The organism is Actinomadura soli (assembly GCF_005889715.1).
GTDB lineage: Bacteria > Actinomycetota > Actinomycetes > Streptosporangiales > Streptosporangiaceae > Spirillospora > Spirillospora soli.
In genome coordinates, this window is record NZ_VCKW01000026.1 from 20,630 (window position 1) to 39,826 (window position 19,197).

At 73.5% G+C, this 19,197-nt stretch carries 3 protein-coding genes; all 3 read left to right on the forward strand.

From position 1 onward, the window contains the following. Positions 1 to 106: 106 nt before the first annotated feature. The 3 genes from ETD83_RS07515 to ETD83_RS07525 all read left to right on the forward strand — a co-directional run bounded on the left by ETD83_RS07515 (position 107) and on the right by ETD83_RS07525 (position 19,171). Entirely contained in the window at positions 107 to 16,573 is a 16,467-nt protein-coding gene (locus tag ETD83_RS07515) for a non-ribosomal peptide synthetase (RefSeq protein WP_171064063.1), read from the forward strand. Between the two features lie 64 nt (positions 16,574 to 16,637). Further along, entirely contained in the window at positions 16,638 to 17,837 is a 1,200-nt protein-coding gene (locus tag ETD83_RS07520; RefSeq protein ID WP_205717537.1) for a cytochrome P450, read from the forward strand. A gap of 23 nt (positions 17,838 to 17,860) precedes the next feature. Beyond that, positions 17,861 to 19,171: an activator-dependent family glycosyltransferase gene (locus tag ETD83_RS07525; protein ID WP_138644330.1), complete on the forward strand. Its 1,311-nt coding sequence runs from the start codon at positions 17,861 to 17,863 to the stop codon at positions 19,169 to 19,171. Positions 19,172 to 19,197 lie beyond the last annotated feature (26 nt).

Below are 19,197 nucleotides of genomic sequence, written 5' to 3' on the forward strand. Positions count from 1 at the left end.
GTGTGAGACTTCCGCTGGGATCTTTCTCTGGGGAAGCGACGAAATGCCGATGAAAGCCAGTGGCGAACCAGCCGCGTCCGCGCAGGATGAACAGGAGTGCCGAGTAATGATCCCACTGTCTTTCGCGCAGCGCCGACTGTGGTTCATCGACAGGTTCGAGGGCCCGTCGGCGATGTACAACGTGCCCTTCCTGGTCCAGCTCACCGGTGAGCTGGGCACGGAGGCGCTCGCGGCGGCGGTGCGTGACGTGGTGGCCCGGCATGAGAGCCTGCGGACCCTGATCGTGGAGGACGCCGGCGGCGTCCCCGAACAGCGGGTGCTCCCGGCCGAGGAGGTCCGCCTGGACGTCCCGGTGACCGAGGTGGCCCCCGGGGAGCTGGACGGCGCGGTGCGGGAGGCCGCCGCCACCGTGCTGAGGCTGTCGGAGGACATACCCGTCCGCGCGACCCTGTTCCGCGTTGGCGCCCTGGACCACCGGTTGCTGCTCCTGGTCCACCACATCGCCGGCGACGGCGAGTCCATCGGCCCGCTGGCGCGCGACCTGGCCGCCGCCTACACCGCCCGCGTCAGCGGCGAGGCGCCCGGCTGGCCCGAACTGCCCGTGCAGTACGTCGACTACACGATGTGGCAGCGCGAACTGCTCGGCGACGAGGACGACCCGGGCAGCGTCCTGTCCGCCCAGCTCGACTACTGGCGCGGCGAGCTGTCGGGCGTGCCGCAGCCCCTGCGCCTGCCCGCGGACCGGCCGCGCCCCCCGGCGGCCAGCCACCGGGGCGACGTCGTCGACCGCGCCGTCGGCGAGGACCTGCTGGCCAGGGCCGAGGCCCTGGCCGAGCGCGCCGGGGTGTCGACGCCGATGGTGTTCCAGGCCGTCCTCGCGGTCCTCCTGCAGCAGCTCGGCGCGGGCGAGGACATCGCGATCGGCTCCACCATCGCCGGACGCCGCGACGCCGACCTCACCGACCTGGTGGGCTTCTTCGTCAACACGTGGGTGCTGCGCACCGACCTCTCCGGCACCCCCTCCTTCGACCAGGTCCTCGCGCAGGTGCAGCGGAAGGCGCTGACCGCGTACGACAACCAGGACGCGCCGTTCGAGCGGCTGGTGGAGGCCCTCAACCCCGAGCGGTCCACCGCCTACCACCCGCTGTTCCAGGTGATGTTCACCTGGTCGGACGGCGCCTCGGTCGAGTTCGGCCTCCCGGGCGGCCTGCGCGCCCACATGGCCCCGCTGTGGACGTCGATGGCCAAGTTCGACCTGGAGTTCAGCTTCTTCGACGAGCCAGGACGTCCGGGGCTGTCGATCCACCTGGAGTACGCGACCGATCTGTTCGACCGGTCCACGGCCGAGGCCGTCATGGACCGCCTCGTCCGCCTCACCGAGCTGCTGACCGGCGCACCGTCACGGCCGGTCGCGCTGGCGGACGTCCTGGCGGACGGCGAGCGCGAACTCGTCCTGCGCACCTGGAACGACACGGCGGCCGAGACACCCGGGCTGAGCGTCGCGGGCCTGATCGAGCGCCAGGTGGCGGCGACGCCGGACGCGACCGCCGTCGTGCACGACGACCTGGAGCTGACCTACGCGGAGCTGGACGCCCGGGCCGAGCGGCTGGCGCGCGAGCTGGCCGGGCGGGGCGTCGGCCCGGAGACCGTCGTGGGCCTGGCCCTGCCGCGCTCGGCGGACCTGATCGTGGGCATCCTCGGCATCTGGAAGGCGGGCGGCGCCTACCTGCCGATCGACCCCGCCTACCCGGGGGCGCGCCTGGGCCACATCCTCTCCGACGCCCGCCCCCAGCTCGTCCTCGCCGCCGCGGACACCGTGGGGGTGCTGCCCGGCGCTGACGTGCCGACCCTGCTCATCGAGGACGCCGAGCTCATCGAGGACGCCCGGTCAGCCGATCCAGCAGCGGCGGGCCCGCGGGCGCGGCCGGCCGCGGCCCGCCCGGCGAACGCCGCGTACGTGATGTACACCTCGGGGTCGACCGGCGTGCCGAAGGGGGTGACCATCACCCACCGGGACGTGGTGAACGGCGTGCTGCGCCTCGCCGGCGTCGCCGGGATCGGCGCGGGCACGCGCACCCTCGCGGGCACGTCCGTCAACTTCGACGTCTCCGTCTTCGAGACCGTCACCACCCTGGCCTCCGGCGGCATCGTCGAGGTCGTCCGCGACGTCCTGGTCGTCGACGAGCGCGGGGGCTGGTCCGGGGGCGTCATCAGCACGGTCCCGTCCGTCTTCGGCGAGGTCCTGGACCGGGTGGGCGGGAAGATCCAGGCCGAGGCGGTCGTCTTCGCCGGTGAGGCCCTGTCCGCCTCGCTGGTCGAGCGGGTCCGCGAGGTGATCCCGGGCGCCCGCGTGGTCAACGCCTACGGGCAGACCGAGTCGTTCTACGCCACCGCCTTCACCGCCGACGACGCCTGGACGGGCACCGCGAGCGTGCCCATCGGCTCCCCGCTGGGCAACATGCGCACCTACGTCCTCGGCGCGGGCCTCAAGCCCGTCCCGCCGGGTGTGGTGGGCGAGCTGTACGTGGCGGGCAACGTGGCGCGCGGGTACCACGGGAAGCCGGGGCTCACCGCCGAGCGCTTCGTCGCCGACCCTTACGGTCCGCCCGGCGCGCGCATGTACCGCACCGGCGACCTGGCCCGCTGGACGGCCGGCGGCCTACTCGAATACGCCGGACGTGACGACGCGCAGGTGAAGGTGCGCGGCGTCCGCATCGAGCCGGGCGAGGTCGAGGCGGCGCTGACCGCGCACCCGGGTGTGGCGCAGGCGGCCGTCGTCGCGCGCCGGGACCAGGGCCGCGCGCGGCTGGTCGGCTACGTGGTGCCGGCGGGCATGTGGGATTCGGGCTTCGGCACGGTGGCGAGCCTGGGCGATCTGGAGGTCGACCTGACCGCCGCCGTCTCCGCGCGTGACCTGCGCAAGTTCGTCTCCGCCAGGCTGCCGGAGTTCATGGTGCCGTCGGCGCTGGTGATGCTGGACCGGCTCCCGCTGGCCCCCAACGGCAAGCTGGACCACGGGGCGCTGCCCGAGCCGGATGTCACCGGCACCGCCTACCGCCCCCCGCGCACCCCCGCCGAGGAGGTGCTCGCCGCCGTCTTCGCGGAGGTGCTCGGCCTGGACCGGGCCGGTGTGGACGACGACTTCTTCGCCGTCGGCGGCGACAGCATCCGCTCCATCCAGGTCGTCTCCCGGGCCAGGGCACAGGGCGTCGAGATCACCCCGCGGCAGATCTTCGAATGCCGGACCGTGGCGGAGCTCGCCCGGGCGGCCGGGGAGGGCGGCGAGACCGCGCCGACCCCGCGGGAGCCGGAGGGCGGCGGCACCGGCTTCATGCCGCTGCTGCCCATCGGCCACTACCTGATGCGGCTGGGCGGCGACATCGACCGGTTCACCATGGCGATGACGGTCGACCTCCCCGCCGGGATCGACCGGGACGGCCTAGCGGCGACACTGACGGCCGCCTTCGACCGGCACGACATCCTGCGCTCCAGGCTGGTCACCGGCGAGAGGACCGGGCTGGAGGTGGCCGCGCCCGGCACCGTCGACGTGGCGCCGCTCGTCCACCGCGTGGTGTGCGACGGTACCTGGGGTGAGTCCTGGCGGGAACGGGCCGCCGCCGAACTCGACGCCGCGGCGGGCCGGCTGGACGCCGCGGGCGGCGTGATGGCGCAGTTCGTGTGGTTCGACGCGGGCGCCGAGACGTCCGGGCGGCTGAGCATCCTGCTGCACCACTTCGCGGTGGACGGCGTGTCCTGGCGCATCCTCCTGCCCGACCTCGCCGCCGCGTGGCGGCAGATCCGCGACGGGCGCGCCCCGCGGCTGCCCGAAGTCGCCACTTCCGCACGTCGCTGGGCGCAGGCGCTGTCCGAGGCCGCCGCCGAGCGCGCGGAGGAGCTCGGGCTGTGGCGCGAGATCGTGTCCGGCCCCGACCCGGACCTGGGCGCGCGGCCCTTCGACCCGTCCGTCGACACGATGGCCACGGTCGGGCACGTCTCCTTCGACCTGCCCGCCGAGACCACCGAGGTCCTGCTGACCACGCTGCCCGCCGCGTTCCGCGGCGGCGTCAACGACGGCCTGCTCACCGCGCTGGCCGTCGCCGTCGCCAAATGGCGCGAGCGGCGCGGCATCAGCGAGACCTCGGCGCTGGTCCGGCTGGAGGGCCACGGCAGGGAGGAGGCCGTCGTTCCCGGCGCCGACCTGTCGCGCACCATGGGCTGGTTCACCAGCATGTACCCCGTCCGCCTCGATGTGGCCGGAGTCGACCTGGACGACGCCCTCGCGGGCGGCGCGTCCGCCGGAGCCGCCGTCAAGGCCGTCAAGGAACTGCTGCTCGCCGTCCCGGACAAGGGCGTCGGCTACGGCATGCTGCGCTACCTCAACCCCGAGACCGAGGCCGTCCTCGGCGGGCACGCGGCCGGGCAGATCACCTTCAACTACCTGGGCCGCTACACCGGTTCGGCCAACATGCCGCAGGAGCTGCGCGGCCTCGGCTTCGCCCAGGTCGAGGGCACCACCATGCTGGCGGTCGGGCCGGACGGGGACATGCCCGCCCTCGCCACCCTGGGGATCAGCGCTTACGTCACCGACACCGAGCGCGGCCCGCGCCTGGACGCCCGCCTGGAGTTCCCCACCGGACTCCTGAGCGCCGACGAGGTCCAGGAGTTCGCCGCGCTGTGGCGCACCGCCCTGGAGGGCCTTGCGAGGTACGCCGCGCGACCGGACGCGGGCGGCCTCACGCCGTCGGACGTGCCTCTGGTCGAGGTGAGCCAGGGCGAGCTGGACGCCTGGCAGGAGCAGTACGCGGGCTTGAGCGACGTATGGCCGCTGACGGCGATGCAGAGCGGGCTGCTGTTCCACACCGAGCTGGCCGGTGCCGCGTTCGACGCCTACCAGATGCAGTTCGCCTTCCACCTCGCCGGTGAGGTCGAGCCACGGCGGATGCGCGCGGCCGGTCAGGGGCTGCTCGACCGTTACCCGAACCTGCGGGCGGCGTTCGTCACCGACGACGACGGCGACCGGGTCCAGATCGTCCAGGACGGCGTCGAGCTGCCCTGGCGCGAGGAGGACCTCAGCGCCCTCGCCGCGGACGAGCGCGAAGACCGCCGCAAGCGGTTACTGGAGGAGGAGCACCGCACCCGCCTCGACCTGGCCGCCGCGCCGCTGATGCGGATGTCGCTGGTCAAGCTCGCGGCCGGTGAGTGGGACCTGGTCCTCACGACCCACCATGTCCTGTTCGACGGCTGGTCGGTGCCGCTGCTCATGCAGGACCTGCTGCGCCTGTACGGCTCGGCCGGGGACGCCGCCGCCCTGTCCAGGCCGCGGAGCTACCGCGACTTCCTCGCCTGGCTCGCCCGCCGGGACCGGGAGGCCACCGCCCGCGCCTGGGCGCGGGAGCTGGACGGCGTCGACGAGCCCACCCTCCTCGTCCCCGACGCGCCGGTCCTCGGGGGCGAGGCCGCCGGGGTCGGCCAGATGGAGGTGCCGCTCACGCCGGAGCGGTCCGCCGGGCTCGCGCGCCGCGCGGGCGAGCTGGGCGTGACGCTCAACACCCTGGTGCAGGGCGCCTGGGCCGTTCTCCTCGCGGGCCTCACCGGCCGCCGGGACGTGGTGTTCGGCGCCACCGTCTCGGGGCGTCCGCCGCAGGTCGCGGGCGTGGACGAGATGGTCGGCATGTTCATCAACACGCTGCCCGTCCGGGTGGAATGCGCCCCCGGCCGGTCGCTCGGCGACGTCCTCGGCGAGCTCCAGCGGCGGCAGAGCGCCCTGCTCGACCACCACCACCACGGCCTGCTCGAAATGCACCAGGCCACCGGGCTGCGCTCGCTGTTCGACACGGTGGTGGTCTTCGAGTCGTACCCGATCGACGGCGCGGGCCTGAGCGAGGCGTACTCGGCCGCCGGGATCTCGGTGACCGGCATCAGCCCGCTCAGCGGCACGCACTACCCGCTGGTGGTGATGGCCTTCGCCGAGCCGCACCTGAAGGTCGGCCTGCAGTACCAGCACCACCTTCTCGACGCGGAGCGGACGGCCGTCATAGCCCGGCGCTTCGGACGCGTCCTCGCCCGGCTGGCCGACGACCCCCGGGCCAAGCTCAGCACGGTGGACCTGCTGGAGCCCGCCGAGCGTGAGCGGTTCCTGACCGGCGTCAACGACACCGCCGCCGAGACCCCCGAGCTGACCATCACCGGCCTGGTCGAGCGGCAGGCGGCGAAGACGCCGGACAAGATCGCGGTGACCTGCGGCGACACGGCCCGCACGTACGGGGAGCTGGACGCCCGCGCCGGCCGTCTCGCCCGTGCGCTGACCGGGCTCGGGGTGGGCCCCGAGACCGTCGTGGGCCTGGCGCTGCCGCGCTCGGCCGACCTGGTCACCGGCATCCTCGGCATCCTGAAGGCGGGCGGCGCGTACCTGCCGATCGACCCGAAGTACCCCGGTACCCGCCTGGACCACATCCTCGGCAGCGCACGGCCCCGGCTGGTCCTCACCGACGCCGATACCGCCGGGGTGCTCGCCGGGACCGACGTCCCGACCCTCCTCCTCGGCGACGTGGACCTCGACACCGGCGACGTGGACCTCGACACCGGCGACGTAGACCTCGACACCGGCGACGCGGCCGCGGAACCGGCGGCGCGGCCCTGGAACGCGGCGTACGTGATGTACACGTCCGGCTCCACCGGCCTCCCGAAGGGCGTGGTGATCAGCCACGCCAACGTGGTCAACGGCGTGACGCGGCTCGCCGAGCGGGTGGGCGTGGACGCCGGCACCCGGATGCTCGCGGGCACCTCCGTCAACTTCGACGTGTCCGTCTTCGAGATCGTCACGACCCTGGCCCGGGGCGGCACCGTCGAGATCGTCCGGGACGCCCTCGTGCTCGCCGAGCGCGAAACGGTGTCGGCGAGCGTGATCAGCACCGTGCCGTCGGTCTTCGCCGAGCTGGGCGACCGCATGGCCGGGGTCTCCGGCCTGGAGACCGTCGTCTTCGCCGGTGAGGCGCTGCCCGGCACGCTCGTGCAGCGCGTCCGCGAGGCCCTGCCCGGGGTGCGCGTCGTCAACGCCTACGGGCAGACCGAGTCGTTCTACGCCACCGCGTTCGCCGTCGAGGCGGGCCGGGCCTGGGAGGCCGCCGGCAGCGCCCCGATCGGCACGCCGCTCGGGAACATGCGGACCTACGTCCTCGGCCAGGGCCTCGCGCCCGTACCGCCCGGCGTGGTGGGCGAGCTGTACGTCGGGGGCAACATCGCCCGCGGCTACCTCGGCCGTGCCGCCCTGACCGCCGAGCGCTTCGTCGCCGACCCCTACGGCCCGCCCGGCGCGCGCATGTACCGCACCGGCGACCTGGCCCGCTGGACCGCGGACGGGCAGCTCGAGTACGCCGGCCGCGACGACGACCAGGTCAAGATCCGCGGTGTGCGGGTCGAGCCCGCCGAGATCGAGCGCGCCCTGGCCGGGCACCCGGGCGTCGCCCAGTCCGTGGTCGTCGCCCGGGACGCCGGGCGCGCTGGGGGACAGCAGCTCGTCGCCTACGTCGTGCCCGCCCCGGATGGCACGGACGGCCTGAACGGCGCGGACGGCACCGGGCAGCCGGGGGAGGCCGACGCCCTGACCGGCTCGCTGCGCGGCTATCTGCAGGACCGCCTGCCCGCCCACCTGGTGCCCGCCGCCGTCGTCGCCATCGACTCCGTGCCGCTGGCCGCCAACGGCAAGCTGGACCGCAAGGCGCTGCCCGCGCCGGACTTCGCCAGGGCCGCTGCGGGACGGGCCCCGCGCACCGCTCAGGAAGAGCTGCTGTGCGAGCTGTTCGCAGAGGTCCTGCACGTGGAGCGGGTCGGTATCGACGACGACTTCTTCACCCTCGGCGGGCACTCGATCATGGCGACCAAGCTCGTCAACCGCGTCCGCGTCGCGCTGGGCACCGAACTGGAGCTGCGGACCCTCTTCGCCCACCCGACCGTGGCGGGGCTCGTCCCGCACCTGGACGTCGCCGCCTCCGCCCGGGCACCGCTGGCCCCCGTGGTGGAGCGGCCCGAACGTCCGCCGCTGTCCTTCTCCCAGCAGCGCCTGTGGTTCCTGCACAAGTTCGAGGGTCACGCGGCGACCTACAACATGCCGCTCGTCCTGCGGCTCAGCGGCGAGCTGGACGTGCGCGCCCTGGAGGAGGCGGTCAACGACATCGTCACCCGGCACGAGATCCTCCGCACCGTCTACCGGGAGGTCGCGGGCAAGCCGTACCAGCACGTCCTGGGGCCGGAGCGGGCGCGCGTCGGGCTTCCCGTGCGGCAGGCCGCGGACGAGGCGGACCTCGCCGGGGAGATCGACGCGGCGGCCCGCCACCCCTTCGACATCGCCGCGGAGATCCCGCTGAAGGCCGTCCTGCTCGGCGCCGGCCCGGACGAGCACGTCCTGGTCCTCGTGATCCACCACATCGCGGCCGACGGCTGGTCGGCGACGCCCCTCGCGAAGGACCTGGCCGTCGCCTACGCGGCCCGCACCCGGGGCGAGCCGCCCCGGTGGGCGCCGCTGCCGCTGCAGTACGCCGACTACGCCCTCTGGCAGCGGGAGCTGCTGGGCGACGACGGCGACCCGGGCAGCCGGTTCAGCAGGCAGTACCGCTACTGGTCCAAGCAGCTGTCCCGGCTGCCCGCCACGGTCACGATCCCCGGTGACCGGCCGCGGCCCGCCGAGCTCGACCGCAGCGGTGACGTGCTGCAGTTCACCATGGGCGCCGCGCTGCACGAGGGCATCGCGGGCCTCGCCCGGGCCACCGGAACCACCCCCTTCATGGTGTTGCAGGCGACCATGGCCGCCCTGCTCACCCGGCTCGGCGTGGGCACCGACATCGCGCTCGGCAGCGGTATCGCGGGCCGCGTCGACGAGAACCTGAACGACCTGATCGGCCTGTTCGTCAACGTGCAGGTGATGCGCACCGACACGGCGGGCGACCCGACCTTCACCGAGCTGCTCGGCCAGGTGCGCAGGACGAGCCTCGCCGCGTACACCCACCAGGACATCCCCTTCGAGGCCCTGGTGGAGAAGCTCAACCCGGAGCGCTCCGCCTCGGTCAACCCGCTCTTCCAGATCGCCCTGATCCTGCAGAACACCGAGGACAAGGACTTCGAGCTGGCGGGCCTGCGGGTCGTCAGCGAGGGCGTGGGCACCGGGACGTCCCGGTACGACCTCACGCTGAGCCTGAGCGAGACCACCGGGGACGGCGGCGCGCCCGCGGGCGTCCACATCGCCGCCGAGTACTCCACCGAGCTGTTCGACGCCTCGACGATCGAGACCCTGATCGCCCGCTGGGAGCGGCTGCTGGCCGCCGCGGTCCGCGACCCCGGGCAGCGGATCGGCGACGCCGATCTGCTCACCGCCGAGGAACGCCGCGAGCTGCGCGTGGCCGAGCGGCGGGCCGAGCGGACGGTCGCGGAGGCCACCTTCCCGCAGCTCTTCGCGGAACGGTTGCGGCAGGCTCCGCGGGCGCTCGCGGTGGAGTCGCCCGACCAGGTCTGGACGTACGAGGAGCTGAACGAGCGGGCGAACCGGATCGCGCACTGGCTGATCGCCCGGGGCGTCGGCCCCGAGCAGCCGGTCGGCGTGTCCATGCCGCGCTGCGCGGACCAGGTCGCCGTGGCCCTCGGCGTCTTCAAGGCGGGCGCCGCCTACCTGCCCGTCGATCTCGACTACCCGGCCGACCGGGTGCTGTTCATGCTCACCGACGCCGCCCCCGCCGTCCTGCTCACGACGCGGAGCGGCGGAGGGGACCTGCCGGAAGGCGTGACCACCGAGGTCGTCGCCGTCGACACCCCCGAGGTCCAGGCGGCGTGGCGGGAGAGCCCCGGCACGGACCCGGCGACCGTCCTGAACCCCGCCCACCCCGCCTACGTCATCTTCACCTCGGGCTCGACCGGGCTGCCCAAGGGCGTCACCGTCACCCACGCGGGCATCGCGGCCCTCAGCCGCACCACGCGCGAGCGCCTCGCCCTGACCCCGGACGCGCGCGTCCTCCAGGTCGCGGCCCCCAGTTTCGACGCCGCCTTCTGGGAGCTGGTGCAGACCCTCACCACCGGCGCGGCCCTCGTGATCCCGGCCGAACAGCGCGTCGTCGGCGACATCCTGGCCCGCACGCTCGCCGAGCGCGACATCACTCACGTGATGCTGCCGCCGAGCGTGCTCGCCGCGCTCCCGCCCGGCGCGTCCCGCGCCCTGACCGGGCTGCGCACCGTCACCGTCGGCGGCGAGGCATGCCCGCCGGCGCTGGTCGCCGCGTGGGCGCCGGGACGCCGCTTCGTCAACGCCTACGGCCCCACCGAGACGACCGTCTGCGGCTCGATCAGCGCGCCCCTCACCAGCGACCGCACGCCCATCGGCACCGCCATCGCCGACAACCGGCTGCGGGTGCTCGACGAGCGGCTCGCCCCGGTGCCGCCGGGCACCCCGGGCGAGCTCTACGTCGCGGGGCCGAGCCTGGCCCGCGGCTACATGAACCGCTCCGTGCTCACCGCCGAGCGCTTCGTCGCCGACCCCTACGGCCCCGCCGGCACCCGCATGTACCGGACGGGCGACATCGTCCGCCAGGGCGCCGACGGGCAGCTCGACTACGTCGGCCGCGGCGACGACCAAGTCAAGATCAACGGCATGCGCATCGAGCCCGGCGAGATCGCCGCCGCCCTGGGCCGGCACCCGGGCGTCGCGCAGGCCGTGGTGACCGTCCACGAGACCAAGGACGGCGAGAGGCGCCTGGTGGCCTACGCGGTGCCTGCCCCGGCCGGGGGCGCCGGCCCGGAGGGGAGCGGCGCCCCCGACGCGGACGGGCTGCGCGCGTTCCTCTCCGAGCGCCTGCCGGACTTCATGGTGCCCTCGCTGTTCATGCTGCTCGACGCCCTCCCGCTGACGCCCAACGGGAAGCTCGACAAGGCCGCGCTGCCCGAACCGGAGGTCACCGGCGGCGCCTACCGGGCGCCCCGCACCGACGACGAGCGGGCGCTCGCCGCCATCTACGCCGAGATCCTCGAACAGGACCGGGTCGGGATCGACGACGACTTCTTCGCCATCGGCGGCGACAGCATCCGCTCCATCCAGGTCGTCTCCCGCGCCCGCGCGCAGGGTATCGAGGTCACGCCGCGGCTGATGTTCAAGCACCGGACCGTCGCGGCGCTCGCCGCGGCCGCCGCGGTCACGGACCGGGGCGGGCCCGCCCGCGGGGAACCGGCGGGCGGCGGTGTGGGCTGGATGCCGCTGCCTCCCGTGGCGCGGCGGATGAGCGAGTACGCCGGCGGCCACGACGGGTTCGTCATGTCGATGGCGGTGGCCCTGCCCGCGGGCATCGACGAGAGCGGCCTGGTGGCGACCCTGTCCGCGGTCGTCGACCACCACGACATGCTCCGCGCCCGCGTCCGCGTCCGCGCGGGTGAGCCGGGCTTGGATGCCGCCGAGCCCGGCGCCGTCGACGTGGCGGCGCTCGTCCGCCGCAGGCACTGCGGCGGCGACTGGCAGGACACCACCTGGCGGCGCGAGACGAAGGCCGAGGTCGACGCCGCCGTCCGCGAACTGGACGCAGCGGCCGGTCAGATGGCCCGCTTCATCTGGTGCGACGCCGGACCCGACGTCTCAGGACGCCTCATCATCGTCCTGCACCACCTGGTGGTCGACGGTGTCTCCTGGCGCATCCTGCTGTCCGACCTCGCCGAGGCATGGGAGCAGGTCCGCCAGGGCCGGACGCCGCGACCGGCCCCGGTCCCCACCACGATGCGCCGCTGGTCGCACGGCCTGGTCGAGGCGGCCGCCGCGCCCGAGCGGGTGGCCGAGCTACCCACCTGGCAGAACGTCCTGGACGGCCCCGACCCGCTGCTCTCCGCCCGCGCCCTCGACCCGGCCGTCGACGTGCGCGCCACCGTGGAGACGGTGCAGGTCAAGCTGGAACCCCAGGTCACCCGTGCGCTCCTGACGACGCTGCCCGCCGCCTTCCACAGCGGCGTCAACGACGGACTGCTCACCGCCCTTGCCCTGGCCATGGCCAAGTGGCGCCGGGCACGGGGCGTCGAGGAGTCCTCGGCCCTGATCCGCCTCGAAGGCCACGGCCGCGAGGAGACCGCGGTCCCCGGCACCGACATCACCCGCACTGTGGGCTGGTTCACCACCGTCTACCCCGTCCGCCTCGACGTCGGCGGCCTCGACCTCGACGCGGCCATCGCGGGCGGACGCCCGGCGGGCGGCGCCGTCAAGGCGGTCAAGGAGCAGCTCCAATCGATCCCCGACAAGGGCATCGGCTACGGCCTGCTGCGCCACCTCAACCCGAAGACCGCCGAGGCCCTCACGGCCCGCGGCGACGGCCAGGTCTCCTTCAACTACCTGGGCCGGTTCGGCTCGGGCGGACCGGCGGCGGAGTCCGGCGACGCGGGCTGGACGATCGCCGCCGACCTGGACGACCTCGCCCCCGAGCCCACCACGCCCGCGCTGGCCGCCCTGGACATCACCGCCTACGCCGTGGAGTCCCCGCAGGGCCCGCGGCTGACCGCCGGGATCGCCTTCCCCACCGGCCTGTTCACCCGGGAGGAGGTGCGGGAGTTCGCGGACCTGTGGCGCACGGCCCTCGAAGGGCTCGCCCGGCACGCCGCCCGGCCCGGCGCGGGCGGCCTGACGCCGTCGGACGTGCCGCTGGTCCAGGTGCGGCAGCGGGACCTGGAGGTGTGGGAGGAGCAGTACCGGGGCGTGGCCGACGTGTGGCCGCTGACCTCGATGCAGTCCGGCCTGCTGTTCCAGAGCCGGCTGGCCGACGACGATTTCGACGCCTACCAGGTGCAGCTGGTCTTCCACCTGACCGGGCGGGCCGACCCGGAGCGGATGCGCGCGGCCGGCCAGGCCCTGCTCGACCGCTACGACAGCCTGCGCACCGCGTTCGTGGCCACGGCCGACGGCGAGCAGGTGCAGGTGCTGCTCGAACGCGTCGAACTGCCCTGGCAGGCCCTCGACTGGAGCGACCTGACCGAGGCGGAGCAGGACGCCGCCCTGCGGGACCTCCGCGCCCGCGACCAGGCCGAGCGCTTCGACCTGACCGCCCCGCCGATGCTGCGCCTGGCCCTGGTGAAGCGGGCGGCCGAGCGCCACGAGCTGCTCCTCACCGTCCACCACATCGTGTACGACGGCTGGTCGAGCCCCCTCGTGCTGCACGACCTGCTGCGCCTGTACGGCACCGGCGGCGACGCGGGAAGCCTCGGCCGGACCTACCCCTACCGCGACTTCCTCGACTGGCTCTCGCGCCAGGATCACGAGGCACCGGCGCGGGCCTGGACGGCGGAGCTCGCCGGGGTGGACGAGCCGACCCTCGCGGCCCCGCAGGCCAGGCAGGAGACGACCGGCGGCGGCCACCGGCGCATCGAGGTCGACCTGGACCAGGACACGGCGCGCACGCTGTCGCGGCGCGCCGCGGAGCTCGGCATCACCCTCAACACCCTGGTGCAGGGCGCCTGGGGCATGCTCCTCGCGAGCCACACCGGGCGCCAGGACGTGGTGTTCGGCGCCACCGTCTCCGGCCGGCCGCCGGAGGTGGAGGGCGTGGACGAGATGGTGGGCCTGTTCATCAACACCCTGCCGGTGCGGGTGAACCCGGCGCCCGGGCAGACCCTCGCCGGGCTGCTGCGCGACCTGCAGGAGCGGCAGGCGGCGCTGATGGACCACCACCACTTCGGGCTCGCCGAGATCCACCGGGCCACCGGGCTCGGGACGCTCTTCGACACGGTCGTGGTCTTCGAGTCCTACCCGGCGGACGAGGACGGCCTCCACGAGACGCAGAGCGCGGCCGGGCTCACCATCACCGGCATGGACTGGAAGGCGTCCGTCCACTACCCGCTGGGCCTGTTCGCCGTGGACGAACCGGAGCTGGGCCTCGTGCTCGGCTACCAGGAGCACGCCATCGACTCCGGGACCGCGCACCGGCTCGCGGGCCGGCTGGCGCGGATCCTCCGGCACATCGCGGCCGACCCCGGCCTCCGCGTGAGCCAGGTGGACGTGGTGGACCCCGCCGAGCGCGAGCGGATGCTGACGGCTTTCAACGACTTCGTCACCGACGCTCCCGAGGCGACACTGGGCGAGCTGTTCGGGCGGCACGCCGCGCGGCACCCCGGCGAGGTCGCGGTGATCTCCGGCGACACCACGCTCACGTACGGGGACCTGGACGCCAGGGCCAACCGGCTCGCGCGGGTCCTTGCGGCGCGGGGCGTGGGCCAGGAGTCGCTGGTCGGGCTCGCGATGGCGCGTTCGGTGCAGCACATCATCGCCGTCCTCGCGATCGCCAAGGCGGGAGGCACGTACCTGCCCGTCGACCCCGACCATCCGGCCGAGCGCATCGCCTTCATGCTGGGCGACGCCGACCCGACGGTCCTCGTGACCGACGAGAAGACGTCGGCGGGCCTGCCTGAGAGCGGCTGCCCCCACCTGGTCGTCGACGAGCCGGACACCGCCCGCGAGATCGCCGCCGCGTCGGCGGAACCGCCCGCGGCGGCGACGGCCGGGCACGTGGACCAGCTCGCCTACGTGATGTACACGTCCGGCTCCACGGGCCGGCCCAAGGGGGTGGGCATCTCCCACCGGTGCATGGCGGTCCTGACCGCGGACCGCCTCGTGGTGCGGATGGCGGAGCGGTGCGTCGCCGAGACGGGGCACGGCGAACGGATCCTCATGCACGGCACGCAGGCCTTCGACACCTTCACCTACGAGCTGTGGCGCCCCTTGCTCAGCGGCGGGGCCATCGTCGTCCTGCCGCCCGGGCGGCTGGACTCCGCCGCGCTCAAGCGCATGATCGCCGATCACGGGGTGACCGGTCTCGCCATGCCGGCGGGCCTGTTCATGGCCGTCGCGGACGAGACGCCCGAGGCGTTCGGCGCGGCGAGCGAGGTGTGGACGGTCGGTGACGTGGTGACCCCCGCCGCCGTGGAGCGGGTGCTGCGGGCCTGCCCCGGCCTGTCCGTCGTGAACGGCTACGGCCCGACCGAGACGACCGCGGCCACCACCATGCACGTCATGGCCGATGCCGCCGACGCCCGCGACGTCGTCCCGATCGGCCACCCGATGGACAACACCCGCATGTACGTGCTCGACGCGGCGCTGCGGCCGGTGCCGGTGGGGGTCCCCGGCGAGCTGTACGTCGCCGGTGAGCGCCTGGCCCGCGGCTATCTGGGCCGGTACGGCTTGACGGCGGAGCGCTTCGTGGCCTGCCCCTTCGGCGGGCCGGGCGAGCGCATGTACCGCACCGGCGACGTGGTGAACTGGACGGACGAGGGCCTCCTGGTCTTCCACGGCCGCGCCGACGACCAGGTCAAGATCCGCGGTTTCCGGATCGAGACCGGCGAGGTCGAGGCGGCCCTCGCCGCGCATCCGGGCGTCGCCCAGGCCGTGGTGGTGGCCCGGGACCACCGGAGCGCCGGCAAGCGCCTCATCGCCTACCTCACCCCGGCCGCGGGGGAGGAGCCGGACGCCGACGAGCTGCGGGTCTTCACCGCGCAGCGGCTGCCGGGCCACATGGTGCCGTCCGCGTTCATGATCCTGGAGAGCCTTCCGCTGGGCGCGACCGGAAAGGTGGACCGCAGGGCGCTGCCCGCGCCCGAGTTCGTCAGCGACGCCCCCTACCGGGCCCCGCGCACCGCCCAGGAGGAGCTCCTGACCGACGTGTTCGCACAGCTCCTCGGCGTCGAGCGGGTCGGCGTCGACGACGACTTCTTCGACCTCGGCGGCCACTCGCTGCTCGCCACCAAGCTCATCAACCGGATCCGCACGGTGCTGAACGTCGAGGTGCCGATCCGCCTGGTGTTCCAGGCGCCGACCGTCGCGGAGCTGGCCGCGCACCTGACCGGGGGCTCCGGCGCGACCGGCGACAGCGACCCGTTCGGTGTGGTGCTCCCGCTGAGGACCGGCGGGACCAAGCCGCCGATGTGGTTCATCCACCCGGGCTTCGGCCTGTGCTGGGCCTACCTGGGCATGGCCGGGCGGCTCGGCGACCGGCCGGTGTACGGCGTCCAGGCGCGCGGCTTCGACGGCGCGCCGCTGCCGGAGAGCCTCGCGGCCATGGTCACCGACTACACGGAGCAGATCCTCTCCGTCCAGCCGGAGGGCCCGTTCCAGCTTGCGGGGCACTCCATCGGCGGGCCCCTCGCCCAGGCCGTCGCCGCCGAGCTCCAGGGCCGGGGGCACGAGGTGGCCCTGGTCGCGCTGCTCGACGCCGTCCCGGGCGACTGGTTCGTGCGGCACGCGGGCTCGCGTCTCGACCGGTCCGAGGCGCGCGACTTCCTGGACGGCTACCTGCCGGGCGACGCCGACGACGAGGACCGCAGGACCATCGTCGAGAACGGGGCCACCGTCATGGTCGAGCACACCCGGATGGTCGCGGAGTTCAAGCAGCCCACCTACCGCGGCACCGTTCTGTTCTTCAACGCGACGCAGAGCCCCGAGGCGCAGCCGGGCCTGTGGGACCCCTACGTCGAGGGCGAGGTGCACGCCTACGACATCGACTCCACGCACTTCGGCCTGACCGCGCCGAAGCCCGCGGCCGAGATCTGCGCCGTTCTCAACCGCCACCTCCGCGACTAGGGGCCGGTCCTCGATGACCGCGCCCGGGATCACCCATGGAACCGAGAGAGCAAGGGAGAAGAAAGTGACGCACGTCGCTGACCGCTGGGGAATGAATCCGGCGTACTTCTGGATGTGGGACCGCCGGCCGGACAATCCCGTCAAGGTCGACGACAACGGCGTGTTCCACGTGTACGGGTACGCCGAGTGCGTCGAGGTCTACGGCGACCCGAAGACGTACTCGTCCAACATCGAGGCGCTGTTCTTCGGCGAGGCCGAGGAGGGCGAGGCGCTCAGCGAGGGCGCGCTGAGCGCCGCGGACCCGCCGAAGCACACGAAGATGCGCAAGCTCGTCAGCCGCGCGTTCACCCCGCGGATGGTGGCCGGCCTCGAACCGCAGATCACCAAGATCACCCATGAGCTGCTGGACGCGGCGGCGGACAAGGACCGCCTGGACCTGATCGAGGACCTCGCGTACCCGATGCCGCTGATCGTGATCGCCGAGATGCTCGGTGTCCCGCACAGCGACCGCGGCCTCTTCAAGGAGTGGGTGGACAAGATCGTCACCGCCGCGGGCGAGGTGACCGTCGAGAGCACCGACAAGCAGCGCACGGACGAGGACGTCGCGGCCGCCATGGGCCAGGTGCCCGAGATGATGAACTACCTGCGCGAGCACATCGCCGAGCGGCGCCGGAAGCCGCGGGAGGACCTGTTCACCAAGCTGGTCGAAGCGGAGATCGACGGCTTCCGCCTGAGCGAGGCCGCCATCGCGGTCTTCGCCAGGGAGCTCCTCATGGCCGGGCACCTCACCACCAGCGCGACGCTGGGCAACACGCTGCTGTGCCTGGACGCCCACCCGGAGCAGATGGCACGGCTGCGCGCGAACCCGGACCTGGCCCCCGGGGTGATCGAGGAGAGCCTGCGGTTCCTGGGGCCGTTCGTGGCGTCCATCCGCGCGACCGTCGCCGACACGGAGCTGGCGGGGGTCAAGATTCCGAAGGGCCGGCTCGTCAGGCTCTGGCTCAGCGCGGCGAACCGGGACGAGCGCCAGTTCGAGCGACCGCACGTGTTCGACCCGGACCGCGACCCCAACCCGCATCTGGGCTTCGGCCGCGGGATCCACTTCTGCATCGGCGCGCCGCTGGCCCGCCTCGAAGGCCGCATCGGGACGAACGTCCTGCTGGAGCGGTTCCCGAAGGTGCGCACGGACCCGGACAACCCGCACGAGTTCACGGCGATGGAGGAGGTCCTCCTGGCCTCGAAGCTGCCGCTGCTCGTCAACTAGAGGACACGAAGGAGCTGAGCGCCATGCGCGTCTTGCTTGTCACCTTTCCCTGGCAGAGCCATTTCCACCTCCTCGTGTCGCTGGGGTGGGGCCTGCAGACGGCCGGGCACGAGGTGCGCGTCGCCAGCGGCCCGGAGCTGACGGACGTCATCACGAGGTCGGGCCTGACGGCGGTCCCCGTCGGCTCCGACGAGCCGGTCTTCGAGAAGCTGGAGCGTTCGCAGGGCGAGCTGTTCGAGAAGCTCACCGCGGAACTCGACGGCCAGGCCGACCTGGACCTGAGCTTCGACCTGTCCGAGAACCGCGAGGAGAAGCTCACCTGGGACCGCCTGCGCTGGGGGTACCGGTTCATCGCCGCGAACATCAAGGCCATGAACGACTCGATGATCGAGGACCTGGTCGAGTACTGCCGCTGGTGGAAGCCCGATCTCGTGGTCTGGGACTGGATCAGCTACGCGGGCCCCGTGGCCGCCGCCGCGGTCGGGGTGCCGCACGCCCGCGTGCCGATCGGGCTGAACGTGGACGCCCGGATGCGGGACCACTACCTGCGGGTGCGGGCGGAGCAGCCGCCGGAGAAGCGCGAGGACCCGCTCGGGGACTGGCTGGCGGAGTGGGCGGACAAGTACGGCGCGCCGTTCTCCGAGGAACTGGTGACCGGCCAGTTCACCATCGACCAGATGGTGGGCTCCATGGTGCTGGAGTCGGACGTGCCGTCCGTTCCCCTCCGGTACGTCCCCTACAACGGGCCGTCGGTGGTGCCGGACTGGACCCGCCGCGACCCGTCGAAGCGGCGCGTCCTCGCCACCTTCGGCTGGACGATGGAGAAGGACCCGTCGGCGCTGGCGCTGTCCGGCGACCAGCTCCAGGCGATGCTGGACTCCGTCGCCGATCTCGACATCGAGCTGGTCGTGACCCTGCCCGAACAGGTCCAGAAGGAGCTCAAGCGGGTCCCGGACAACACCAGGATGGTGGAGTTCGTGCCGCTGCACGTCATCATCCCGTCGTGCTCGGCCGTCATCCACCACGGGGGGATCCCCTCGTTCGTGGACTCGCTCGTCCACGGGGTGCCCCAGCTGGTGATCAGCCGGATCATGCCGGACATCGGTGAGCGGGGCCCGCGCCTGGAACGCGCCGGGGCCGGGCTGTGGATCCCGGGCGACGACCCGGAGGAGCTGAGCGGGCAGCGGATCCGCGAGCACCTGCTGCGGCTCCTGGACGAGCCCGCGTTCCGTGAGGGCGCCGGGCGGCTGCGCAAGGAACTGCTCGCCCAGCCCACCCCAGGCGAGGCGGTCAAGGAACTGGAGCGGCTCACGAGCCACTTCCGCGATCGCTGAACCGGGACCGGAGAACGGAGAAATCA